The sequence below is a fragment of the Micromonospora sp. Utrum1 genome (assembly GCF_057197805.1).
On sequence record NZ_CM170071.1, the window covers coordinates 3116447 to 3137008 of the forward strand.

The 20562-nt window shown below is 73.2% G+C and carries 17 protein-coding genes; 10 read left to right on the top strand and 7 right to left on the bottom strand.

Going from position 1 to position 20562, the window contains the following annotated elements; all coding sequences use genetic code 11:
* Positions 1–2 precede the first annotated feature (2 nt).
* The 4 genes from AC0OLQ_RS14800 to AC0OLQ_RS14815 all read left to right on the top strand — a co-directional run bounded on the left by AC0OLQ_RS14800 (position 3) and on the right by AC0OLQ_RS14815 (position 7947).
* Positions 3–2861 carry a galactose-binding domain-containing protein gene (locus tag AC0OLQ_RS14800; RefSeq protein WP_484531784.1) on the top strand — a complete coding sequence of 953 codons (2859 nt, stop codon included), beginning with the start codon at positions 3–5 and terminating at the stop codon, positions 2859–2861.
* Positions 2862–2953: 92 nt separating this feature from the next.
* A complete protein-coding gene (locus tag AC0OLQ_RS14805) occupies positions 2954–7237 on the top strand; it encodes a discoidin domain-containing protein (protein WP_484531785.1) in 4284 nt (1427 codons plus the stop codon).
* A 114-nt stretch (positions 7238–7351) separates the two neighbouring features.
* Positions 7352–7669 carry a hypothetical protein gene (locus AC0OLQ_RS14810; protein WP_357336921.1) on the top strand — a complete coding sequence of 106 codons (318 nt, stop codon included), beginning with the start codon at positions 7352–7354 and terminating at the stop codon, positions 7667–7669.
* A complete protein-coding gene (locus AC0OLQ_RS14815; RefSeq protein WP_484531786.1) occupies positions 7663–7947 on the top strand; it encodes a hypothetical protein in 285 nt (94 codons plus the stop codon). The genes AC0OLQ_RS14810 and AC0OLQ_RS14815 overlap by 7 nt, the downstream gene beginning before the upstream one ends.
* A 15-nt stretch (positions 7948–7962) precedes the next feature.
* On the opposite strand, the gene AC0OLQ_RS14820 is transcribed toward AC0OLQ_RS14815, so the two are convergent.
* The 5 genes from AC0OLQ_RS14820 to AC0OLQ_RS14840 all read right to left on the bottom strand — a co-directional run bounded on the left by AC0OLQ_RS14820 (position 7963) and on the right by AC0OLQ_RS14840 (position 12116).
* Positions 7963–9021 (bottom strand): cellulose binding domain-containing protein, encoded by a 1059-nt coding sequence (locus tag AC0OLQ_RS14820; protein WP_484531787.1) that lies wholly within the window; start codon positions 9019–9021, stop codon positions 7963–7965.
* Positions 9022–9070: 49 nt separating this feature from the next.
* A complete protein-coding gene (locus AC0OLQ_RS14825; RefSeq protein WP_484531788.1) occupies positions 9071–10402 on the bottom strand; it encodes a low temperature requirement protein A in 1332 nt (443 codons plus the stop codon).
* Between the two features lie 77 nt (positions 10403–10479).
* Positions 10480–11106, bottom strand: coding sequence for a GNAT family N-acetyltransferase (locus AC0OLQ_RS14830; protein WP_484531789.1), 627 nt, complete (start codon positions 11104–11106; stop codon positions 10480–10482).
* Positions 11107–11152: 46 nt separating this feature from the next.
* Positions 11153–11494 (bottom strand): MmcQ/YjbR family DNA-binding protein, encoded by a 342-nt coding sequence (locus AC0OLQ_RS14835; protein ID WP_484531790.1) that lies wholly within the window; start codon positions 11492–11494, stop codon positions 11153–11155.
* Between the two features lie 31 nt (positions 11495–11525).
* Positions 11526–12116, bottom strand: a complete 591-nt coding sequence (locus AC0OLQ_RS14840) for a TetR/AcrR family transcriptional regulator (RefSeq protein WP_484531791.1) — start codon at positions 12114–12116, stop codon at positions 11526–11528.
* Positions 12117–12218: 102 nt separating this feature from the next.
* On the opposite strand from AC0OLQ_RS14840, the gene AC0OLQ_RS14845 reads away from it, so the two are divergent.
* The 3 genes from AC0OLQ_RS14845 (at position 12219) to AC0OLQ_RS14855 (ending at position 15306) form a co-directional block, all read left to right on the top strand.
* On the top strand, positions 12219–12689 hold the full coding sequence (locus AC0OLQ_RS14845) for a MarR family winged helix-turn-helix transcriptional regulator (RefSeq protein WP_484531792.1): 471 nt from the start codon (positions 12219–12221) through the stop codon (positions 12687–12689).
* Entirely contained in the window at positions 12686–14323 is a 1638-nt protein-coding gene (locus tag AC0OLQ_RS14850; protein WP_484531793.1) for an MDR family MFS transporter, read from the top strand. The genes AC0OLQ_RS14845 and AC0OLQ_RS14850 overlap by 4 nt, the downstream gene beginning before the upstream one ends.
* A gap of 95 nt (positions 14324–14418) precedes the next feature.
* The gene (locus tag AC0OLQ_RS14855) at positions 14419–15306 is read left to right on the top strand and encodes a phosphatase PAP2 family protein (RefSeq protein WP_484531794.1); all 888 of its coding nucleotides are present in this window, start codon (positions 14419–14421) and stop codon (positions 15304–15306) included.
* 12 nt (positions 15307–15318) lie between these two features.
* Here the strand turns inward: AC0OLQ_RS14855 and AC0OLQ_RS14860 are convergent, their stop codons facing one another.
* Positions 15319–17388, bottom strand: coding sequence for a cellulose binding domain-containing protein (locus AC0OLQ_RS14860; RefSeq protein WP_484531795.1), 2070 nt, complete (start codon positions 17386–17388; stop codon positions 15319–15321).
* Positions 17389–17644: 256 nt separating this feature from the next.
* Between AC0OLQ_RS14860 and AC0OLQ_RS14865 the strand changes: the two genes are divergently transcribed.
* Together AC0OLQ_RS14865 and AC0OLQ_RS14870 are read left to right on the top strand one after the other, a co-directional pair.
* A complete protein-coding gene (locus tag AC0OLQ_RS14865) occupies positions 17645–18394 on the top strand; it encodes a lytic polysaccharide monooxygenase (RefSeq protein WP_484531796.1) in 750 nt (249 codons plus the stop codon).
* A 71-nt stretch (positions 18395–18465) separates the two neighbouring features.
* Entirely contained in the window at positions 18466–19029 is a 564-nt protein-coding gene (locus AC0OLQ_RS14870) for a DUF305 domain-containing protein (RefSeq protein ID WP_484531797.1), read from the top strand.
* A gap of 12 nt (positions 19030–19041) precedes the next feature.
* Here the strand turns inward: AC0OLQ_RS14870 and AC0OLQ_RS14875 are convergent, their stop codons facing one another.
* On the bottom strand, positions 19042–19542 hold the full coding sequence (locus AC0OLQ_RS14875; RefSeq protein WP_484531798.1) for an anthrone oxygenase family protein: 501 nt from the start codon (positions 19540–19542) through the stop codon (positions 19042–19044).
* Between the two features lie 82 nt (positions 19543–19624).
* On the opposite strand from AC0OLQ_RS14875, the gene AC0OLQ_RS14880 reads away from it, so the two are divergent.
* Positions 19625–20557, top strand: coding sequence for an AraC family transcriptional regulator (locus AC0OLQ_RS14880; protein WP_484531799.1), 933 nt, complete (start codon positions 19625–19627; stop codon positions 20555–20557).
* Positions 20558–20562: the final 5 nt, after the last annotated feature.

Here is a 20562-nt window from a genome sequence, read left to right on the forward strand (position 1 = left end):
TCATGGCCGATCACACCACCCCGCACCACCCGCGCCGCAGCCGGCTCCGCGCGGGGCTGGCCGTCCTCGCCGGCGCCGCGCTGGCCGCCACGTCCCTCACGGTCGTGGCGCTCACCACCACCGCCACCCCGGCCCGCGCCGCGGGGCTGTCCCCGTTCGACATCGCCGGTCGCGGCGCCACCGTGCCGTTCCTCGAACAGGAGGCGGAGCAGGCCGTCCACACCGGCACCCGGATCGGCCCCGACCGGCGCTACGGCACCCTCCCGTCCGAGGCGTCCGGCCGGGAGGCGGTCACCCTCGACGCCGTCGGCGAGTACGTCGAGTTCACCCTCACCGCCTCGGCCAACGCGATCACCTTCCGGTACAGCCTGCCGGACAGCCCGGCCGGCACCGGCCGGGACGCCAGCATCGACCTGCGCGCCGGCGGCGCCCTGGTCAAGGCGGTCCCGGTCACCTCCCGGTACGGCTGGTACTACGGCGGGTACCCGTTCAACAACAACCCCGGCGACACCAACCCGCACCACTTCTACGACGAGGCCCGCGCCCTGTTCGGCACCACCTACCCGGCCGGCACGAAGATCCGCCTCCAGGTCTCCTCGACCGCGCAGTCGCCCACCTTCACCATCGACCTGGCCGACTTCGAGCTGGTCGGCGGGCAGATCGCCAAGCCCACCGGTGTGCTCGACGTGGTCACCGACTTCGGCGCCGACCCGACCGGCGCGACCGACTCGACCGCGAAGTTCCAGGCCGCCGTGGATGCCGGCAAGGCGCAGGGCAGGACCGTCTGGATCCCCGCCGGCACCTTCACCCTCTGGGACCACGTGGTGGTCGACGGGGTGACCCTGCGCGGGGCCGGGCCCTGGTACTCGGTGCTCGGCGGCCGGCACCCCACCGACCGCAAGCGGGCCGCCGGCATCTACGGTAAGTACGTGCCCGGCGGCGGCTACGGCGGCGAGATCCGGCCGCACGAGGCCGGCGGGCCCAGCCGCAACGTCACCCTGCGGGACTTCGCCATCATCGGCGACATCCGTGAGCGGGTGGACGAGGACCAGGTCAACGCCCTGGGCGGGGCGATGTCGAACTCGGTGGTGGACAACCTCTGGTTGCAGCACACCAAGGTCGGCGCCTGGATGGACGGCCCGATGGACAACTTCACCATCCGCAACAGCCGGATCCTCGACCAGACCGCCGACGGGGTCAACTTCCACTGGGGCGTCACCAACTCCACGGTGACCAACACCTTCGTCCGCAACACCGGCGACGACGGCCTGGCCATGTGGGCGCAGAACCTGCCGAACGTCAACAACGCCTTCACCTTCAACACCGTCGGCGTCACCATCCTGGCCAACAACCTGGTCACCTACGGCGGCCGGGACATCCGGATCACCGACAACGTCACCGCCGACTCGGTCACCAACGGCGGCGGCATCCACGTGGCGAACCGCTATCCCGGCGTGAACGGCCCGACCGCGGTCGCCGGCACGATCACCGTCGCCCGCAACACCCTGATCCGCAACGGCAACTCCGACTACAACTGGCGCTTCGGCGTCGGCGCGATCTGGTTCTCGGCGCTCAACGAGCCGATCCAGGGCGCCACCATCAACGTCACCGACACCGACATCCTGGACAGCTCCTACGCCGCGCTGCACTGGATCGAGGGGCAGACCAGCGGGATCAACCTGAACAACGTGCGCATCGACGGGGCGGGGACCTTCGCGCTCCAGGTGCAGGCGCCCAGCCAGGTCAGCTTCACCAACGTCCGGGCCACCGGCATCGCCCAGGCCAACCCGATGTACAACTGCGTCGGCAGCGGCTTCCAGATCACCCAGGGCGCCGGCAACTCCGGCTGGTACTCGGCGAGCCCGTACTGCGGGCCGTGGCCCGAGCCGCAGTGGGGCAACGGCCCGTCCACCCCGCCCACCCCGACTCCGACCAGCCCCACGCCGAGCCCGACCCCGACCACCCCACCGCCGTCCGGCGGCAACCTCGCCCTCGGCCGGCCGGCCACCGCCTCCAGCAGCACCCAGACGTACGCAGCGGCGAACGCGGTGGACGGCAACGCCGCGACCTACTGGGAGAGCGCCAACAACGCGTTCCCGCAGACGCTGACCGTGGACCTCGGCGCGGCGCGCACCGTCGACCGGGTGGTGGTCAAGCTGCCGGCGGGCTGGGAGCGACGTACCCAGACGCTGTCGGTGCTCGGCTCCACCGACGGGTCGACCTGGACCACGCTGAAGGCGTCGGCCGGCTACACCTTCGACCCGGCCACCGGCAACACCGTGTCGATCTCGCTGCCGGCGGGGGAGCGGCGACACCTGCGGCTCAGCGTCACCGGCAACACCGGCTGGCCGGCCGGGCAGGCCGCCGAGTTCGAGGTGTACGGCGGCACCAGCACCACCCCGCCGCCGACCACCACGCCGCCCCCGACCACCCCGCCGCCGACCGGCAACCTGGCCGCCGGCCGGCCGGTCAGCGAGACCAGCCACGCCGACGTGTACGGCGCGGCCAACACGGTCGACGGCAACGCCGGCACCTACTGGGAGAGCGCCAACAACGCCTTCCCGCAGTCGCTCACCGTCGACCTCGGCGCGACGTACCCGGTGTCCCGGGTGGTGCTGAAGCTGCCACCCTCGTCGGCCTGGCAGGCCCGCACCCAGACGCTGTCGGTGCTCGGCTCCACCGACGGGTCGACCTGGACCACGGTGAAGGCGTCGGCCGGCTACACCTTCGACCCGGCCACCGGCAACACCGCCACCATCACCTTCCCCTCCGCCGGGCGCCGGCACCTGCGGCTGACCTTCACCGGCAACACCGGCTGGCCCGCGGGCCAGCTCGGCGAGTTCGAGGTGTACGCCACCTGACCGCCCCGGGGTCCCCGCGGCGCGGCGGGGACCCCGTCCACCCCCCACCACACCCACCTCTCCACGTTCCCGGAAGAAGGTGTCCCTCCACCATGTCCAGATTCCGTACCCGGCTGGTCGCGGTGCTCGCCGCGGTCGCGCTGGCCGTCACGGGCCCGCCCCCGTCCCCGGCCGCCGCGGCCGGCGGCCCGAACCTCGCCCTCGGCCGCACCGCCACGGCCAGCAGCGTCAACGGCCCGTACGCGGCCGGCAACCTCACCGACGGCAACGCCGGCAGCTACTGGGAGAGCACCGGCGGCACGTTCCCCCAGTGGGCCCAGGTCGACCTCGGCTCCGCCCAGTCGGTCGACCAGGTGGTGCTGAAGCTCCCCACCGGCTGGGAGTCCCGCACCGAGACCCTGTCGGTGCAGGGCAGCACCGACGGCGCCAGCTTCAGCACCCTGGTCGCCTCGGCCGGGCGCGCCTTCAGCCCGGCCAACGGCAACACGGTCACGCTGAGCTTCCCGGCCACCAGCACCCGCCACGTCCGGATCACGGTCACCGCCAACACCGGCTGGGCCGCCGCACAGCTCGCTGAACTGGAGGTGTACGGGGCGGCGAACTCGTCGGCCAACCTGGCCCTGGGCCGGACCATGGCGGAGAGCAGCCACTCCGACGTCTACGGCGCGGGCAACGCCAACGACGGCAACCCAGCCACCTACTGGGAGAGCGCCAACAACGCGTTCCCGCAGTGGATCCGGGTCGACCTCGGCGCCGCCGTGGCGGTCAACAAGGTGGTGCTCAAGCTTCCGACCGGCTGGCCGGCGCGCACCCAGACGCTCACCGTGCAGGGCAGCACCGACGGGTCCACCTTCGGCACGCTCGTCGCCTCCGCCGGCTACGCCTTCAACCCCACCAGCGGCAACACGGTCACCGTCACCTTCGGCACCGCCACCACCCGCTACGTGCGGCTGCTGGTCACCGCCAACACCGGCTGGCCCGCCGGCCAGCTCGCCGAGCTGGAGGTCTACGGCCCGGCCACCGGCGACACCCAGCCGCCCAGCGCGCCCGGCAACCTCACCCTCACCGAGCCCGCCGCCGACCAGGTCCGGCTGACCTGGACGGCGTCCACCGACAACGTCGGCGTCACCGGCTACGACGTCTACGCCAACGGCACGCTCCGCACCAGCGTCGGCGCGTCGACCCTCTCGTACACCGACACCCAGCCGGCCGGGTCGACGGTCTCCTACTACGTCCGGGCCCGCGACGCGGCCGGCAACCAGTCGGCCAACAGCAACACCGTCACCCGCACCGGCAACACAGGGGACACCACCGCGCCGACCGCGCCCGGCAACCTCGCGTACACCCAGCCGGCGGCCGGGCAGGTCCGGCTGACCTGGACGGCGTCCACCGACAACGTCGGCGTCACCGGCTACGACGTCTACGCCAACAACGCCCTGCGCGGCAGCGTCAACGGCACCACCCTCACCTACACCGACACCCAGCCGGGCACCGCCACCGTCTCCTGGTTCGTCCGCGCCCGCGACGCGGCCGGGAACGTCTCGGCGACCTCGAACACGGTCACCCGGACCGGCGGCACCCCGGGCGGCAGCAACCTGGCCGTCGGCAAGCCGATCACCGCCTCCTCGGTGGTGCACGTGTTCAACGCGGTCAACGCCAACGACAACGACGTGACGACCTACTGGGAGGGCGCGCCGGGGGCGTACCCGAGCACGCTGACCGTCGCCCTGGGGGCCAACGCCAGCATCAGCGCCGTCGTGGTCAAGCTGAACCCGGACCCGGTCTGGGGGCCGCGCACGCAGACCTTCCAGGTGCTCGGCCGGGAGCAGTCCGCCGCCGGGTTCACCACGGTGGTCGGCTCGGCGACGTACTCGTTCAACCCGACCAGCAGCAACACGGTGACCATCCCGGTGAGCGCCACCGCCGCGGACGTGCGGCTGCAGTTCACCGCCAACTCCGGCTCGTCCAACGGCCAGGTCGCCGAGTTCCAGGTGATCGGCACCCCGGCGCCGAACCCGGACCTCACCGTCACCGCCGTGTCCGCGGCGCCGTCCGCGCCGGTGGAGACCGACCCGGTCACCCTCTCCGCCACCGTGCGCAACGCCGGCACCGCGCCGGCCGCCGCCTCCGCGGTCACCTTCTACCTGGGTACGACGAAGGTCGGCACCGCGGCCGTCGGCGCGCTCGCGGCCGGGGCCTCGGCGACCGTCGCCGTCGACATCGGCGCGCGCAACGCCGGCAGCTACGAGGTGACCGCCACGGTCGACGAGGCCAACACGGTCATCGAGCAGAACGAGTCGAACAACAGCCGCACCGGCTCGCTGACGGTCAGCGCGGTGCCCAGCTCCGACCTGGTCGCCGGGGCGGTGACCTGGTCACCCGGCACGCCGAGCGCCGGCGCCGCGGTCAGCTTCGCGGTGTCGGTCCGCAACCAGGGCACGGTCGCCTCGGCCGGCGGCGCGCACAACATCACCCTCACCCTGCTCGGCGACACCGGCGCGGTGGTACGCACCCTGACCGGCTCGTACAGCGGCACCCTCGCGGCCGGGGCGACCAGCCCGCCGGTCAACCTGGGCAGCTGGACGGCGGCGAACGGGAAGTACACGGTGCGGGTGGCGCTCGCCGCCGACGCCAACGAGCTGCCGGTCAAGCAGCAGAACAACACCAGCGACCGGCCGCTGTTCGTCGGGCGGGGCGCGAACGTCCCGTACGACACGTACGAGGCCGAGGAGGGCCGGGTCGGCGGCGGGGCGCAGGTGCTCGGGCCGAACCGGACCATCGGCGACCTGGCCGGCGAGGCGTCCGGACGCCGGGCGGTCACCCTGAACACCACCGGCGCGTACGTCGAGTGGACCACTCGGGCGGCCACCAACACCCTGGTCACCCGCTTCTCCATCCCGGACGCCCCGGGCGGCGGCGGGATCGACGCGACGTTGAACATCTACGTCAACGGGGTGCTGCACAAGCCGATCAACCTGACCTCGAAGCACATCTGGCTCTACGGGGCCGAGGCGGGCCCGAGCGACTCGCCGGGCGCCGGCGCACCCCGCCACCTGTACGACGAGGCCAACGTGATGCTGAACTCCACCGTCCCGGCCGGCGTCACCATCCGGCTTCAGAAGGACCCGGCCAACAGCACCACGTACGCGATCGACTTCGTCAACACCGAGCTGGTGTCGCCGCGGGCGAACCCGGACCCGGCCCGCTACCGGGAGCCGACCGGATTCAGCCACGCCGACGTGCAGAACGCGCTGGACGCCGTCCGGATGGACACCACCGGCAACCTGGTCGGTGTCTACCTGCCGCCGGGCACCTACGACACCGCGCAGAAGTTCCAGGTGTACGGCAAGCCGGTCAAGGTGGTCGGCGCGGGCATGTGGTACACCCGCTTCCAGACGCCGACCAACCAGCAGAACACCGACGCCGGCTTCCGGGTGGAGTCCTCGGCGAGCGGGTCGACCTTCGCCCACCTGGCGTTCTTCGGCAACTACACCAACCGGATCGACGGTCCGGGCAAGGTGTGGGGCGAGCTGAAGGACGTCGACAACATGACGCTGGACAGCGTCTGGGTCGAGCACACGGTCTGCGCGTACTGGGGGGTGAGCGTCAGCGGGCTGACCATCCGGGACAGCCGGTTCCGGGACACCTTCGCCGACGCGGTGAACATGACCAACGGCAGCACGAACAACCTGGTCACCAACTCGGAGGGCCGCTCCAACGGCGACGACGCCTTCGCGCTGTTCTCCGCGACCGACCAGGGCGCCTCGGGCGGCAACCACGGCAACGTGTTCGAGAACCTGACCGCCACGCTCACCTGGCGGGCGGCCGGGGTGGCCGTGTACGGCGGCTACGACAACATCTTCCGCAACCTCTACATCGCCGACATGCTGACGTACTCGGGCATCACCATCAGCTCGCTCGACTTCGGCTACCCGTTCGTCGGGTTCGGCGCCAGCCCGCCCACCCAGTTCCAGAACGTCTCGCTGATCCGGGCGGGCGGGCACTTCTGGGGCGCGCAGACCTTCCCGGCAATGTGGCTCTTCTCGGCCTCCAAGGAGTTCCGCGGCATCCGAGTGTCCGACGTGGACATCGTCGACCCGACGTACTCCGGGATCATGTTCCAGACCAAGTACAACGGCGGCCAACCGGAGAATCCGATCACCGACACGGTCTTCACCAACGTGTCGATCTCCGGGGCGAAGCGCAGCGGCGACGCCTTCGACGCCAAGTCCGGCTTCGGCATCTGGGCCAACGAGATGCCCGAACCGGGGCAGGGCCCGGCGGTCGGCTCCGCCACCTTCACCAACCTCCGGCTGACCGACAACTACCAGGACATCAGGAACACGACCACCACCTTCACCATCAACCGGAACTGACCCACCGGTCAGCGGGCCGCCGGGAGGACACGTCCTCCCGGCGGCTCGACCTATAGATGAACATCACTCACACGGGTTAGAGTGTGGGCCACCGGAGCGAGAGGGGGCACCCCGATGCGTCGAACGACACGGCTGACGGCCGCGGCGGTCGCCGGCGTCTGCCTGACACCCTGGACGGCCGCGGCGGCACGGGCCGAGACCGTCGTCCCGCGGCACGCCGTCGTGGTCTGCCAGACCGCCAGCTTCTACGACAACTACGACTCGGCCCGCGGCCCGTACGGGCTCAAGCGCACCCTCACCTACGGCGACAAGATCGGGCACACCCCGGGGGTGCACCCGGTCTACAACGGCTGGGCGGCGTCCTTCGACTTCGGGCCCAACGACTGGGGCTACCTGCGGCTGGAGTGCATCGGAGGCTACGACTCATGGTGAATTCGACCCGGCTCGCCGCCGCCGCCCTGGCCGCCGCGCTCGCGGTGACCGCCCTGCCGACGGCCGCGCAGGCGGCCGACGGCACGATCGGGCAGCGGGAGACCGTCTGCGCCAGCGACCTCCTCGTCCGGACCGACCCGAACGGCGCGTGGATGGGGACGCTCTACCGTGGTCAGACCTTCCTGGTCGAGGGGCCGCGCAGCGGCGGCTACGTCTACGGCTTCGCCTACGGCCACGTCAACCGGCACGGCTGGGTGCAGGACGGCTGGTTCTGCTGATCCGGGCCGCGCCGCTCACGGGCGCGAGCAGGCCGCGCCGTCCACCGTGCAGCCCTCCGGCCCGGTGGCCGTCAGGTCGGGGTCCCGGACGTCGAACCGGATGGTGGTCGACCCGCCCGGTGGCACCGCCGCGCCGGTGAAGGTGACCACCGTCCCGTCCTGCGTCGCCTCGGCCCCGTTGACGCTGCCGACGGTGGCGCCGTCGCCCAGCGTCACGGTCACCGTCCAGCCCGACCGCGCCGCCGTCCCCGGATTGCGCACCACCACCTCGCCCCGGTAGCCGAAGACCCGGTCGGAGACCGTCTCGTAGGTGGCGGTCAGCGGGGCGGCGGGCGACGGGCTGCGGCTCGGCGTACGGGTGGGGGAGGCCGACGGGGTCGGGTCCGGTGCCACGCTGCGGCGGGTGGCCGACGGCGTCGCCCGCGACGGGGTGGCCCTGGGCGTTGCGCTGCTCGCGGAGGGCGCCACCAGCGTCGCCGACGGCGGCGCGGCGGCCGGTGCCGGCTGCTCGGGCCGGGTGGCCCAGACCGCAGCCCCGGCGGCCAGGCCGAGCACCGCCAGCACCGCGGCCGCCAGCACCGCCCGTCGCCGGCCGGCCCGGCTGCGCACGTCGCCGAGCAGCCGGACCACCGGCAGTTCGGCGGTCAGCCCGCCCTCGGCCCGGCGCAGGTCGACCTCCTGGAAGGCCAGCCAGTCGAGGATCGCCGGAAGCCGTCCGGTAACCGCCCCCTGGTGCTGCTCGGCGCGCCGGTCGGCGTCCCAGTCGCCCTCCTCCAGCACCTCCCGCACGGACAGCCGGGAACCGTGCCCCGTGCGGACGATGTCGCAGGCCAGCCGGGTGCTCCGGGCCGCCTCGCGGCAGCGCAGCACCAGCCGCTCCGGCGCGCGTAGCTCGACCACCTCCACCTCGGTGTCGGCGTCGTACCCGGGCAGCCCCGCGGTGCGCAGCAGCGTACGGTCACCCAGCGACTCGCTTCCGGCGAACCACTTGGCGAGCAGCGCCCGTTCCGTCAGGGCCCGCCAGATCCGTGCCGGCGGGTGGAACAGGTCGACCTCGGTGGCGATCTCGATCACGCGGAGACTCTAAGGGTCGCCCGTCCCACGATGTCGGACGGGCGAGCGGCTAATCCGCGGGCCGGTCCGGGCCGTCTTCGTGCCAGCGGGCGCGGAAGGCCGCCTCGCCCGCCTCGTGGCTGGCCTTCTCCTCGTAGATCGCCCGGCGCAGGGCGGTGCGCGCTTCCGCCATGATCACCACCTCGACGGCGACGAGCGCGACGCAGATCGCGGTGAGCAGGCCCAGCGCGCCGAGCGCGGGCAGGTGCCGGCCGGCCGGCAGCCCGGCGCCGAGCGCGGCCAGGGCGGCGACCCGGGTCCACGACACGGTCCGCAGGGTGCGGAGCTGGAACGCCATGTCCGCGGCGAGGTAGAGCAGCACGCCGGAGAAGAGCAGCGGCACTGCCGGTCCGTGGCCCCGCTCGGCCACCCCGCCGGCCGGGTCGGTGATCGTCCGCACCAGCTCCTCCGCGCCGATCGCGAACAGGATCACCCCGGCGATCATCGGCAGGTAGAGGTAGGCGTACGCGTCGCGGGCCATCGCCACGCGCGGGCGGCCCTCGGCGGCGTGCAGCGCGATCCGGGCGGCCGGGCCGATCACGTCGAAGTGCGCCCACCAGAGCGCCGCGGTGAACAGGATGCCGAAGATCGCCGCCGGGATGGCCGGCCAGGTGACCGGCTTGCCGATCAGGTTGCCGCCGACGCCGACCGAGATGACCGACTCGCCCAGCGCGATGATCAGGATCAGGTCGTAGCGCTCGGTCCAGTGCTCGGCGGAGGTGATCTGCCAGCCCCCGGTGCCGGCCAGCAACCCGCTGGCGTACTGGATGACCACCACGGCGATCCAGAGCCCGTCGCGCAGCCACAGCCCGAGGTCGGGATCCGCGACCCGCGCCGGGAGCAGCGCCGCGACCAGCAGCAGGCAGGTGGTGATCAGCACCTCGGGGACGAACTGCCAGACCTTGCGCCGGGCCGCCGGATCGCCCCGGGTGGCGTACTCGAACAGCGACAGGTGCACACCGCGGATCACCACGTAGCTGATGGTGACCAGCATCGGCCCGGCGCTGCCCTGCTGGAGGCTGCCGAAGGTCTGCGGCAGGGCCAGCGCGAAGGTGAACAACGCGATCATGCCGATCACCATGAGCACCGGGACGAAGCCCTCACCGAGCCGGAGCCGGGTGGCCACGGCGCTGTGCACCACCCAGCACCACCAGAGCACGGCGAGGACCAGCATGGCGTGCAGCAGTTCCCGCGGGGTCACGTTCGCGGCGGTGGCCCGGGTGATGATGAAGAAGGAGACCACGAAGACGAGGTCGAAGAAGATCTCGAACTTGTCCACCCGGGCGGCCGGGGCGATCCGCATCGCAGGGCCCAGCCCCTTGCCCCACCCGTCGCGGCCCACCGCCCGAGTCTGTCAGCGCCGGGTCGGCCCGAGGGGCGGAATCGACCGGCATCCGCAGCGGCACCGGGACGGCGTCGTCAGGTCGTGGACCGGCCCAGGTAGGTGAGCGGGCCCGGATCGGGCACCGGGATCACGTGGAAGCCCAGCCGGTCGTAGAAGCCGCGGGCGCGGACGTTGGCGGTGACCATGCCGAGGTGCAGCGCGGGCGCGCCGGCCCGCGCGGCGGCGGCCAGGAAGGTCTCCAGCAGTCGCCGGCCGTGGCCGCGCCCCTGGTGGCTGGGGAGCAGGTCGATGTGCAGGTGGGCCGGGTAGCCGGCCAGCTCCGGCAGGGGCATCCGCTCGGGATGATGATGCAGGGCGATTATCTCCTCGTCCGGGGTGCGCGGCTCACCGGTCGGCGCAGGGTAGCGGTGCGCCAGCCGGGGGATCCAGACCCGCCGGTAGGTGCGGACGAAGGCGGGGGTGTCGGCGGTGCCGACCACATAGCCGACCACCCGGCCGGCGTCGGCCAGGACGAACGCCAGCTCCGGTTCGAGGTGCAGGTAGGGGCCGGCGAAGAGGTCGGGCATCAGGTCCTCCGAGGCGTACCGCCCGCGGGCGTCGCCGCCGGCGTCGGCGGTGCGGACGCAGATGTCGTAGACCGCGTCGTGATCGGCGGGCCGGTACGGCCGCACGGCCGCCGTGGATGTCGTGGTGCCGCTCATGCCGGGACCGTACGGCGTGATACCGCTCTCATCGAAGGCCCGGAACTCACTCACCCAGCCGCTGGCGGGCCAGGAACTTCGGCACCACCATCCGCCACGCCTCACACACCAGCTCGGTCATCTGGGCGTGGTCGAGCCGGTCGAGGTGGCAGCAGACCCAGTTGAACCGCAGGTCGGAGGGGCGGGGCAGGAAGAACAGCGCCGGCTCGGCGGCGATCAGCCCGTCGCGCTGCTCCTTCGGGTAGCCGAAGCCCATGCTCTGCTCGTCGCGGCTGAACGCGACGTAGACGATCGCGCCGACCCGGAACTTGATCCGGTCGTGGATCAGGTGCTCGCTGGTGCGCGGCAGCGTGCGGGCCAGGGCGCGGACCTCGTCGACGGTGACCACACCCAGGACGCTAGCCCCACCCTCCGACAGGTCAGCCGGCCGCCGGGGCGGCGTGGGCGAGCGCGGCCCGGAGCGTGTCGGCCAGCGGGTGGTCCGGCTGCTCGATCCACTGCTGGACGGCGACCCGCAGGGTGGCCAGGAAGGTGGCGGCCAGGATCCGGGCGCGCAGCGCCGAGTCGGGGCCGGCGAGCCGGCGGGCGATCTGCCCGGCCAGCTCCCGCTCGATCGCCGTGTACGCGGCCACCTGGTGCGCCACCAGGCCCGGGTTGCCGTGCAGCCGGCGGCGCCGGTCGAGCCACGACCCGGCGAGGTCGCCGTACAGCTCGTCCGCCTGATGCAGCGCGGCGGCACTGAGCGCCGCCCACGGCGGCAGGTCGGCGGGTTGCTCGGCGATCAGCTCCAGCAGCCGGCGCAGCCGCATGGTGTCGCCGTGGAAGAGCGCCTCCTCCTTGCTGGAGAAGTAGTTGGAGAAGGTGCGCCGGGACACGTTGGCCGCGTCGGCGATCGCCTCGACGGTGACCCGGTCCGGCCCCTGCTCGGCGGCGAGGCGCAGGGCCGCCTCGTGCAGGGCGAGGCGGGTCGCCGCCTTCTTCCGCTCGCGTAGCCCGGTGGACTCCTCCATGGCTGCCCAGCGTACGTGATCCGTTTCTCAATGAGCAAACTTGCCTACTGCGCAAGATTCGCGAATGATTGCTTGAGGCAACCAAGGCAGGGGAGGGGAACGGTGGACGCGACCAGTCGAGAACTCGTCACCCGGTTGCAGGACCTGCTGACCGGCGTGCGACTGCTCAAGCAGCGGCGCGTCCACGACCGTCCGGCCGTGCCGCCCGGCATGGTGGGCCTGCTCCGGCACATCGACCGGGGCGCGGCCACCGGCTGCCACGCCCGGGACCTGGCGGAGCGGAGCCGGCTCGACCCCTCGACGGTCAGCCGGGCGGTCGCCGCCCTGGTGGCCGACGGCCTGGTCGACCGGCGCACCGACCCGGAGGACCGGCGGGCCAGTCACCTGACGGTCACCCCGGCCGGCCGGGCCGCCCTGACCGAGGCCTACGAGTGGTACGGCGCGGTGCTCTCCCGAGCGCTCGCCGACTGGACCCCCGGCGAGGTGGCGGCCCTGTCCGCCGCGCTCGGACGCCTCACCGGCGACCTCGAGGTCGCCCTCACCCGACACGACAACCTGGAGGACGCGCGATGAGCGCACCCACCGCGACGGCCGACGCCGAGCCCATGAACCGGCGGCAGACGCTGGAGGCCCTAAGCGGCCTGTTGCTGGTGCTCTTCGTGGCCATGCTGAGCAGCACGGTCGTCTCGACCGCCCTACCGAAGATCATCGGAGCCCTCAACGGCTCGCAGACCCAGTACACCTGGGTGGTCACCGCCACCCTGCTCACCGCCACGGCGACCACTCCCATCTGGGGCAAGCTCGCCGACCTGTTCAACAAGAAGCTGCTGATCCAGGTCGCCATCGTGGTCTTCCTGGCCGGCTCGGTCGCGGCCGGCTTCGCGCACTCCGCCGGCCAGCTCATCGCCGCCCGTGCCTTCCAGGGCATCGGCGTCGGCGGTCTCCAGGCCCTGGTCCAGGTGGCCATCGCGGCGATGATCCCGCCCCGCGAGCGCGGTCGCTACAACGGCTACCTCGGCGGCGTGATGGCCCTCGCCACGGTCGGCGGCCCGCTGCTCGGCGGCCTCATCGTGGACACCTCCTGGCTCGGCTGGCGCTGGTGCTTCTTCGTCGGGGCGCCGGTCGCGATCGTCGCGCTGATCCTGCTCCAGATGACCCTGCACCTGCCCACCGCGCGGCGGGACAACGTGAAGATCGACTACCTGGGCGCCACGCTGATCGCCGCCGGCGTCAGCCTGCTGCTGATCTGGATCTCGTTCGTCGACGACTCGTTCGCCTGGCTGTCCTGGCAGACCGGCGCGATGGTCGGCGGCTCGCTGCTGCTGCTCGCCCTGGCCGTCCTGGTGGAGTCGCGGGCCGCCGAGCCGGTCGTGCCGCTGGAGATCGTCCGGGAGCGCACCACGGCGCTGGCCATCCTGGGCAGCCTCGCGGTCGGCATGGCGATGTTCGGTGGCGCGGTCTTCCTCGGCCAGTACTTCCAGATCGGCCGCGGCTACAGCCCGACCGAGGCGGGCCTGCTCACCATCCCGATGATGGCCGGCGTGCTGCTCTCCTCGATCGTCGCCGGCCGGCTGATCACCGCCTCCGGGAAGATCAAGCCGTACATCGTCGCCGGGTCGATCATCCTGGTCGCCGGCTTCGCCCTGCTCGGCACCATCGACCACGAGACCTCGCTGGTCCTGGTCGGGGCCGCCATGTTCATCGTCGGCGTGGGCGTCGGCATGACCATGCAGAACCTGGTGCTCGCCGTGCAGAACACCGTGGCGCTCAAGGACATCGGCGCGGCCAGCTCGAGCGTGGCGTTCTTCCGCTCGCTCGGCGGCACCATCGGCGTGTCGGTGCTCGGCGCGGTCCTGGCCCGCCAGGTCACCGACCGGATCACCCACGACCTGGCCGCGGCCGGGATCCCCACCACGGGCGGCGGCAGCAGCACGCTCAACCTTGCCGCCCTGCCCGCGCCGGTCCAGCACATTGTGCGGGCCGCGTACGGTGACGCGACCGGGCACATCTTCCTGATCTCGGCCGCCATCGCGGTCGTCGGGATCCTGGCCGCGCTGCTGCTCAAGCCGATCAACCTGCGGTCCAGCCTGGACCTGCCCGACACCGCCCGCTCGGTCGCTGTCGCGGCCGACGCGGTCGACGGGGCGCCCGCCTTCGACGAGGTGGCCGTGGACGTCACGGGCCCGGGCGAACGCGCCCGCCGCTGACGCTCCGTCGTCCCAGGGCCGTCGCCGATCCGGCGGCGGCCCTGGTCCGTGCCCACCGGGCCGGCGTACGCCGGCCGTGACCGAATCGAGGCGCTGTGGACACCACGCAGCCCGCGCCGCCCCCGCCGGTGGCCGCCAACGCGCGGCCGGCCGGGGCGCTGCGCCGGGCAGTCCGCGAGCTGGCCCTCGTCGCGGCGCTCTTCCTGGCGTACAAGGCCGGTCGGCTGATGGTGGCCGGGCGGTCCGGCACCGCGCGGGAGAACGGGGAGCGGATCTGGTGGCTGGAGCGGCTGCTCCACCTGCCCAACGAGGCCGCCGTGCAGGCGCCGCTGCTCGTCCACGAGCTGCCGGTCCGGCTGGCCAACTGCTACTACGCGTACGTGCACTTCCCGGCCACCGCGCTCTGCCTCGTTTGGCTCTACCTCCGCCATCGCGAGCACTACCGGTGGCTGCGGCGGGCGCTCGCCGCGCTCACCGGCGCGGCGCTGGCCCTGCACGTCCTCGTCCCGCTCGCCCCGCCCCGGATGACCGCGCTCACCGGCCTGGTGGACACCGGCAGCCGGTACGGCCCCGCCGTCTACGGCCCGCCGGAGACCGACACGCTGAGCAACCAGTACGCCGCGATGCCCTCCCTGCACGTCGGCTGGGCCGTGGCCGTCGCCGTCGCGCTGGTCGCGGTCACCGCCGGGCGGTGGCGGTGGCTCTGGCTGGCCCACCCGGTCGTCACCCTGCTGGTGGTGGTCGGCACCGGCAACCACTACTGGCTCGACGGGATCATCGCGGTGACGCTCCTCGGGCTGATCCTGGCGGCGCTGCCCCGGCCGGGCGCGCCCGCCCGCCCACCGGCCGGGCCGGTGCCCGCCGCGCGCCTGCGCCCGCACGTGGTCCCGGCCCCGCGCCGCCCGGGCGGCGCGGGCCGCCGACGGAGCCCGCGGACCCCGTCAGCGGCCGACGGCCGGCTCAGGCCACCCCGGCGGGGGTGACCGCCGCCCGGCTCACCGGCTGGTGCACACGGTGCCGTTCAGCCGGAACGCGCCGGGCAGCACGTTCGGCCCGCTGTACGCGCCGACGAAGCCGGCGCTCGTGCTGCCGCCGCCGGCGGCGAGCCGGCGATTGTCGGCGGTGCTGGTCACCCTGACCTCGCTGCCCACCTGCGACCAGTTGGCGCTCCAGCCGCTGCTCACCTGCTGCCAGCCGGTGGGCCAGGTCCAGGTGAGCGTCCAGCCGTCGAGCGCGCTCGGACCGGTGTTCACGACGTCGACGGTCGCCACGTAGCCGTTGCCCCAGTCGGTGTCCTTGCTGAAGCGCACCGCGCAGGTGCTGCCGGCCGGGCTGCCGGTGGCGAAGGTGAGCGGCGGGGAGGACCAGGAGACCCGGCCCGCGGTGTCCCGGGCGAGCACGTTGACCGTGTACCGGGTGCCCGGGTCGAGGTTGCCGACCGTGAGCGAGGTGCCAGGAGTCTCGCCGAGTTGCTCGCTGATCGCGCCGTGCTGCCGGTACACCTCGTACTTGGCGATCGGCGCGCCGTCGGGCGCGGCCGGCGCCCAGGACAGGGCCGCCGTCCGGTCGGTCACCGTGCCCGCAGTGGGCCGGCCCGGCGCTCCGGGCTGTCCGCCGGCCGCGCCGGCCGGGCGCAGCACGAGCGTGGTCAGCGAGTACGCCGGCAGCGTCCGGCTGGTCGCACCGCCGGACCGGCCGGTGGCCACCCCGCCGGCGCCGTTGGTCAGCGTATGCACGGTGGGCGCCTCGTCCGCGGGGGTGAACCCGGCGTAGTCGATCTCCACCGGGTGGGCATTGTCCGGGTCCTTGTTCAGCAGCAGGACCGCCAGGCTGCCGTCGGGCCGGCGGGTCGCGTGCGCGGTGACCAGCGGCTGGTCGGTGCCGGCGCGGACGAACTGGTCACCCGCCCGGGCGAAGAGGTTCATCATGGACAGCCCGTGGTACGGCGCGAACGGCGTGTTGAACGGCGGCTCGCAGACCGACCCGTCGGCGGTGCACCCGCCGCTGGAGAGCATTCCGAAGTCGCCGTAGTCGGTCTGCCCGGCGACCTCCGAGACCGTGCCGATCCCGTTGTGCGCGTTCCACCACTGCACGGTGAAGACGCCCTGCTCCAGCAGCCCGCTGTAGGCGTCGGCCAGGAACAGCGCGCCCGGCTGGGTGTTCTGGCCCGCGCCGACGTTCAACTCGGTGAAGCTGATCCCGATCCGTCCGGCGTCGGGGCCGGCGTAGCGGGCGATCTGCTGGCGCAGCAACCAGGCGGCGTCGGGGATGTGGCCGGTCTGGGCGAGGGACTCGGCCGCGGTGCCGCCCGGGTACCAGTGCACGTCGACGAAGTCGATCTTCGGCCCGGCGAGGGAGAGCACGGTCTGGTTCCAGGGGCCGGGGTCGGCGCCGGCGGTCAGCCCGTCCGGCCAGTTCGCCGGCATGGTCAGCACAGCGCCGACCTTGATGCTCGGATCGACCGCCTTCATGGCGTCGGCGTACTCGACGACCAACCGGGCGTACTGGATAGCGCTCTTGTCCGGGTGGTCGTCGGCCTCCCAGGCCGAGCCGTAGTGGCCGTTGCCGTAGTTCTCGTTGCCGACCGTCCACCACCGCGCGCCGTAGCCCTTGGTGACGTTGGCGTACCGCACCCACTCGGCGGCCTCGGCCGGCGTGCCGTAGTTGGCGATGATCATCGGCTGGGCACCGACCCGCTTCGCCGCCGCCACGAAGGTGTCGAAGTCGGTGTTCGGGGCGACGTACCCGCCGGGGGCGGTGTGGGTCCGCCAGTGGTAGATGTCGGCGTACGAGCCGCCGGGATACCGCAGCATCTTCACGCCGGCCGCCCGCAGCAGGTCCGACGTCTCGGTGCTGCCCAGCTGCTGGTCCCAGATGGCGTGGTTGACGTCCAGCGCGGTCTCCGGCACGGTGGCCAGCCCGGCGCGGGCGTTCACGGTCACCGTCACCGGGTCGGCCACCGCGCCGGCGGCGGGTGGGTCGACGGCGGCCGGTGCCGCGGCGGCGAGCAGCAGGACGGTGGCGTACGCGGTGAGGCGGTGCGCGGGGGATGGGGTTCTGCTCATGCGGGGGTTCCTTCGTGGATCGGGCGATCGTCTGTCTGCGTCGCCCTCCCGGAGACCTGCCGGTGTCCGGGTGCCCAAGGAACGACGATCGGCCCCGCGCGGTGAGCCATCGACGCACCCGAATCCCACGGTGGTCGCGGGCGCTCAAGGAACGGCCCCGCCTACACGGCTTAATTTATAGACAGGAGTCTTTACTGTTAACAAGGTTTAATTTATGTTCATTGCCATCTCCACTCGCCCCGAAGGAGTTGCCGCCATGCGTCGAAGAATCACCCTGCCGCTGCTCACCACGGGTGCCGTCACCGCCACCCTGGCGGTCGCCGGCCCCGCCCAGGCCCACGGCTACGTCTCCTCGCCTCCCAGCCGCCAGGCGCTCTGCGCCCAGAACCGGGTGCCCGACTGCGGCCAGATCAAGTACGAGCCGCAGAGCGTCGAGGGCCCCAAGGGCCTCAAGAGCTGCAACGCCGGCATCGCCCAGTTCGCCGTGCTCAACGACGACAGCCGCGGCTGGCCGGCCACCTCGGTCGGCAGCTCGGTGACGTTCACCTGGGTCAACACCGCCCGGCACGCCACGTCCAACTGGGAGTACTGGATCGGCAACACCCGGGTCGCGGTCGTCGACGGCGGCGGTCGCCAGCCCGACGCCACCGTGTCGCACACCGTCAACCTGGGCAGCTTCTCCGGCCGGCAGAAGCTGCTCGCCGTCTGGAACATCGCCGACACCGCGAACGCCTTCTACTCCTGCGTCGACCTGCAGATCGGCGGGGGTGGCGGCAACCCCACACCCACCCCGTCGCCCACGCCGACGCCGGCCCCGACCACCCCGAAGCCCACGCCCACCCCGACCGGCTCGCCGGCCCCGGGCGGCACCTGGACCGCCGGGCGCGCCTACCAGGTCGGGGACACGGTCACCTACAACGGCCTGACCTACCGCTGCCGCCAGGCGCACACCGCGATCCCCGGCTGGGAACCGCCGAACGTGCCGGCGCTGTGGCTCCAGATCTGACCGGACGGGTGCGGCCACGCTCCGCGTGCGCCGCACCCGACACCCGCCGTACCCGGGATCGGAGGACCGGCATGCGCCGCCCGCTCGCCGCACTCCTGCTCGCCGTGCTGCTCGGTGCGGCCGGCTGCGCCGCCCAGCCGGCCTCCACCGCGGCCACCCGCCCCGAGCCGGCCGTCGAGACCGCGACCAGCGGCATCGACGCCCTCTTCCTGGCCATGATGGTGGCGCACACCGAGCAGACCCTGGAACTCGTCCAGGTCGGGCTCGACCGCGGCACCGACCCGGAGGTCCGCACGCTGATCGCCGCCGTCCGGGCCACCGAGACCGACGAACTGGCCACCATGCGCGGCTGGCTGCGCGAGGCCGGCCCGTCCGCGGCGGCGGCCGCCGAGCGGCACGACCACTCCGGGCACAGCGACGCCGCCGCCGGGCTGGCCCGGCTGCGGACCGCCCCGGCCGACCAGGTCGACCGAGTGCTGCTCGACGTGCTCGCCGCGCACCAGCGGACCGCGGCGGACCTGGCCCGCGCCCAGGTCCAGGCCGGTACCAGCGCCCGGGTACGCGACCTCGCCGGCCGGATCGAACGGTCCCGCACCGCCGAGGTCGCGTTGCTGGCGAAGCTGGGCGCCCGGTAGGCGGGACGCCGGTCAGTCGGGCAGCGACCGGGCCACCAGCAGCGCCCACCCGAGGCAGCCGAGCGCCGCGGTGTTCAGCACCGCCCGGACCACGTTCCAGCGCACCCAGGTGCTCTCGAACGCGGCGCGCAGCTCCGCCGGGTCGGCCAGCCGGGCGGCGCCCGCCTCCAGCCGGTCGTTGAGCGGGACGTTCACCGCCGCGGTCACCGCGAGCACCAGCACGTAGAGCACCAGGGCGGCGATCAGCCAGGGCAGCGGCCCACGCCGCCCGGCGGGCAGGTGCAGCAGGACCGCCGCGAGGGTGCAGACCAGCGCGCCGCCGAAGCAGAGCGCGAACCAGCCGTTGAGGATGGCCTGGTTGATCGAGCGCATGCCGGCCACGAACGTCCGGTCGTCCAGCCGGGCCAGGCCCGGCATCACCGCGTACGCGAAGGCCGCGAAGAGCCCCGCCGTCAACCCCGTGGTAACCGTGGCCAGCAGCAGCACGCCGGCCCGGATGTTCGATGCGATCATGGAGACCATTGGACACCGGGAAACGGTGGACGCTCCATGGCCGGAACGCCCCGGACCATGCGCGAGCGTCTACGCTCGCCGGGTGGACGTCCTCGCCGACGTGCTCCGCGGGCTGCGCGCCCGGGACGCCTTCCTGCTCCGCACCGTGATGGACCCGTCCTGGTCGATCCGGGTCCGCGACGCCGCCCCGCTCAGCGTCACCACGGTGGTCCGGGGCAGCGCCTGGGTGGTGCCCGACGGCGCGGCGCCGGCGCTGCTGCACCCCGGGGACGTGGCCGTGCTGCGCGGGCCCGACCCGTACACCGTGGCCGACCACCCGGACACCCCGCCGCAGGTGGTGATCCATCCCGGGCAGCGTTGCACCACCCTCGGCGGGCAGGAGCTGACCGAGACCATGGCGCTGGGCCTGCGTACCTGGGGCACCCGGCCGGACGGCGCCACCACCCTGCTCACCGGCACGTACGCCAGCAGCGGCGCGATCGGCGCCGGCCTGCTCGCGGCCCTGCCGCCCCTGGTGGTGCTGACCGCCGCCGACGGCGACCTGCCGGTCGTGCCGCTGCTCGCCGCGGAGCTGGACCGGGACGGCCCCGGGCAGGAGGCGGTGCTGGACCGGCTGCTCGACCTGCTCGTCATCGCGGTGCTGCGCACCTGGCTGGCCCGCCCCGGCGCGCGGCCGCCCGGCTGGTACCGGGCCTACGCCGACCCGGTGGTCGGCCGCGCCGTCCGGCTGGTCCAGCACGACCCGGCCCGGGCCTGGACGGTGGCCGGCCTCGCCGCCGCCACCGGCACCTCCCGGGCCGCGTTTGCCCGCCGGTTCACCGACCTGGTCGGCGAGCCGCCCATGACCTTCGTCACGAGTTGGCGCCTCGCGCTCGCCGCCGATCTGCTGCGCGACACCGAGCTGACCCTCACCGCGGTGGCCCGCCGGGTGGGCTACAACAGCCCGTTTGCGCTCAGCGCGGCCTTCAAGAGAGTGCGCGGCGTCAATCCGCGCGACCATCGCGCCGCGGTCTGAGCCCA

Excerpts from the sequence above, each read along its gene's own strand:
- AC0OLQ_RS14865 (WP_484531796.1), top strand. The coding sequence starts at position 17,645 with ATGCGTCGAAGAATCACCCTGCCGCTGCTCACCACGGGTGCCGTCACC.
- AC0OLQ_RS14800 (WP_484531784.1), top strand. The coding sequence starts at position 3 with ATGGCCGATCACACCACCCCGCACCACCCGCGCCGCAGCCGGCTCCGC.
- AC0OLQ_RS14805 (WP_484531785.1), top strand. The coding sequence starts at position 2,954 with ATGTCCAGATTCCGTACCCGGCTGGTCGCGGTGCTCGCCGCGGTCGCG.
- AC0OLQ_RS14810 (WP_357336921.1), top strand. The coding sequence starts at position 7,352 with ATGCGTCGAACGACACGGCTGACGGCCGCGGCGGTCGCCGGCGTCTGC.
- AC0OLQ_RS14830 (WP_484531789.1), bottom strand. The coding sequence starts at position 11,106 with ATGAGCGGCACCACGACATCCACGGCGGCCGTGCGGCCGTACCGGCCC.
- AC0OLQ_RS14815 (WP_484531786.1), top strand. The coding sequence starts at position 7,663 with ATGGTGAATTCGACCCGGCTCGCCGCCGCCGCCCTGGCCGCCGCGCTC.
- AC0OLQ_RS14860 (WP_484531795.1), bottom strand. The coding sequence starts at position 17,388 with ATGAGCAGAACCCCATCCCCCGCGCACCGCCTCACCGCGTACGCCACC.
- AC0OLQ_RS14875 (WP_484531798.1), bottom strand. The coding sequence starts at position 19,542 with ATGATCGCATCGAACATCCGGGCCGGCGTGCTGCTGCTGGCCACGGTT.
- AC0OLQ_RS14850 (WP_484531793.1), top strand. The coding sequence starts at position 12,686 with ATGAGCGCACCCACCGCGACGGCCGACGCCGAGCCCATGAACCGGCGG.
- AC0OLQ_RS14840 (WP_484531791.1), bottom strand. The coding sequence starts at position 12,116 with ATGGAGGAGTCCACCGGGCTACGCGAGCGGAAGAAGGCGGCGACCCGC.
- AC0OLQ_RS14870 (WP_484531797.1), top strand. The coding sequence starts at position 18,466 with ATGCGCCGCCCGCTCGCCGCACTCCTGCTCGCCGTGCTGCTCGGTGCG.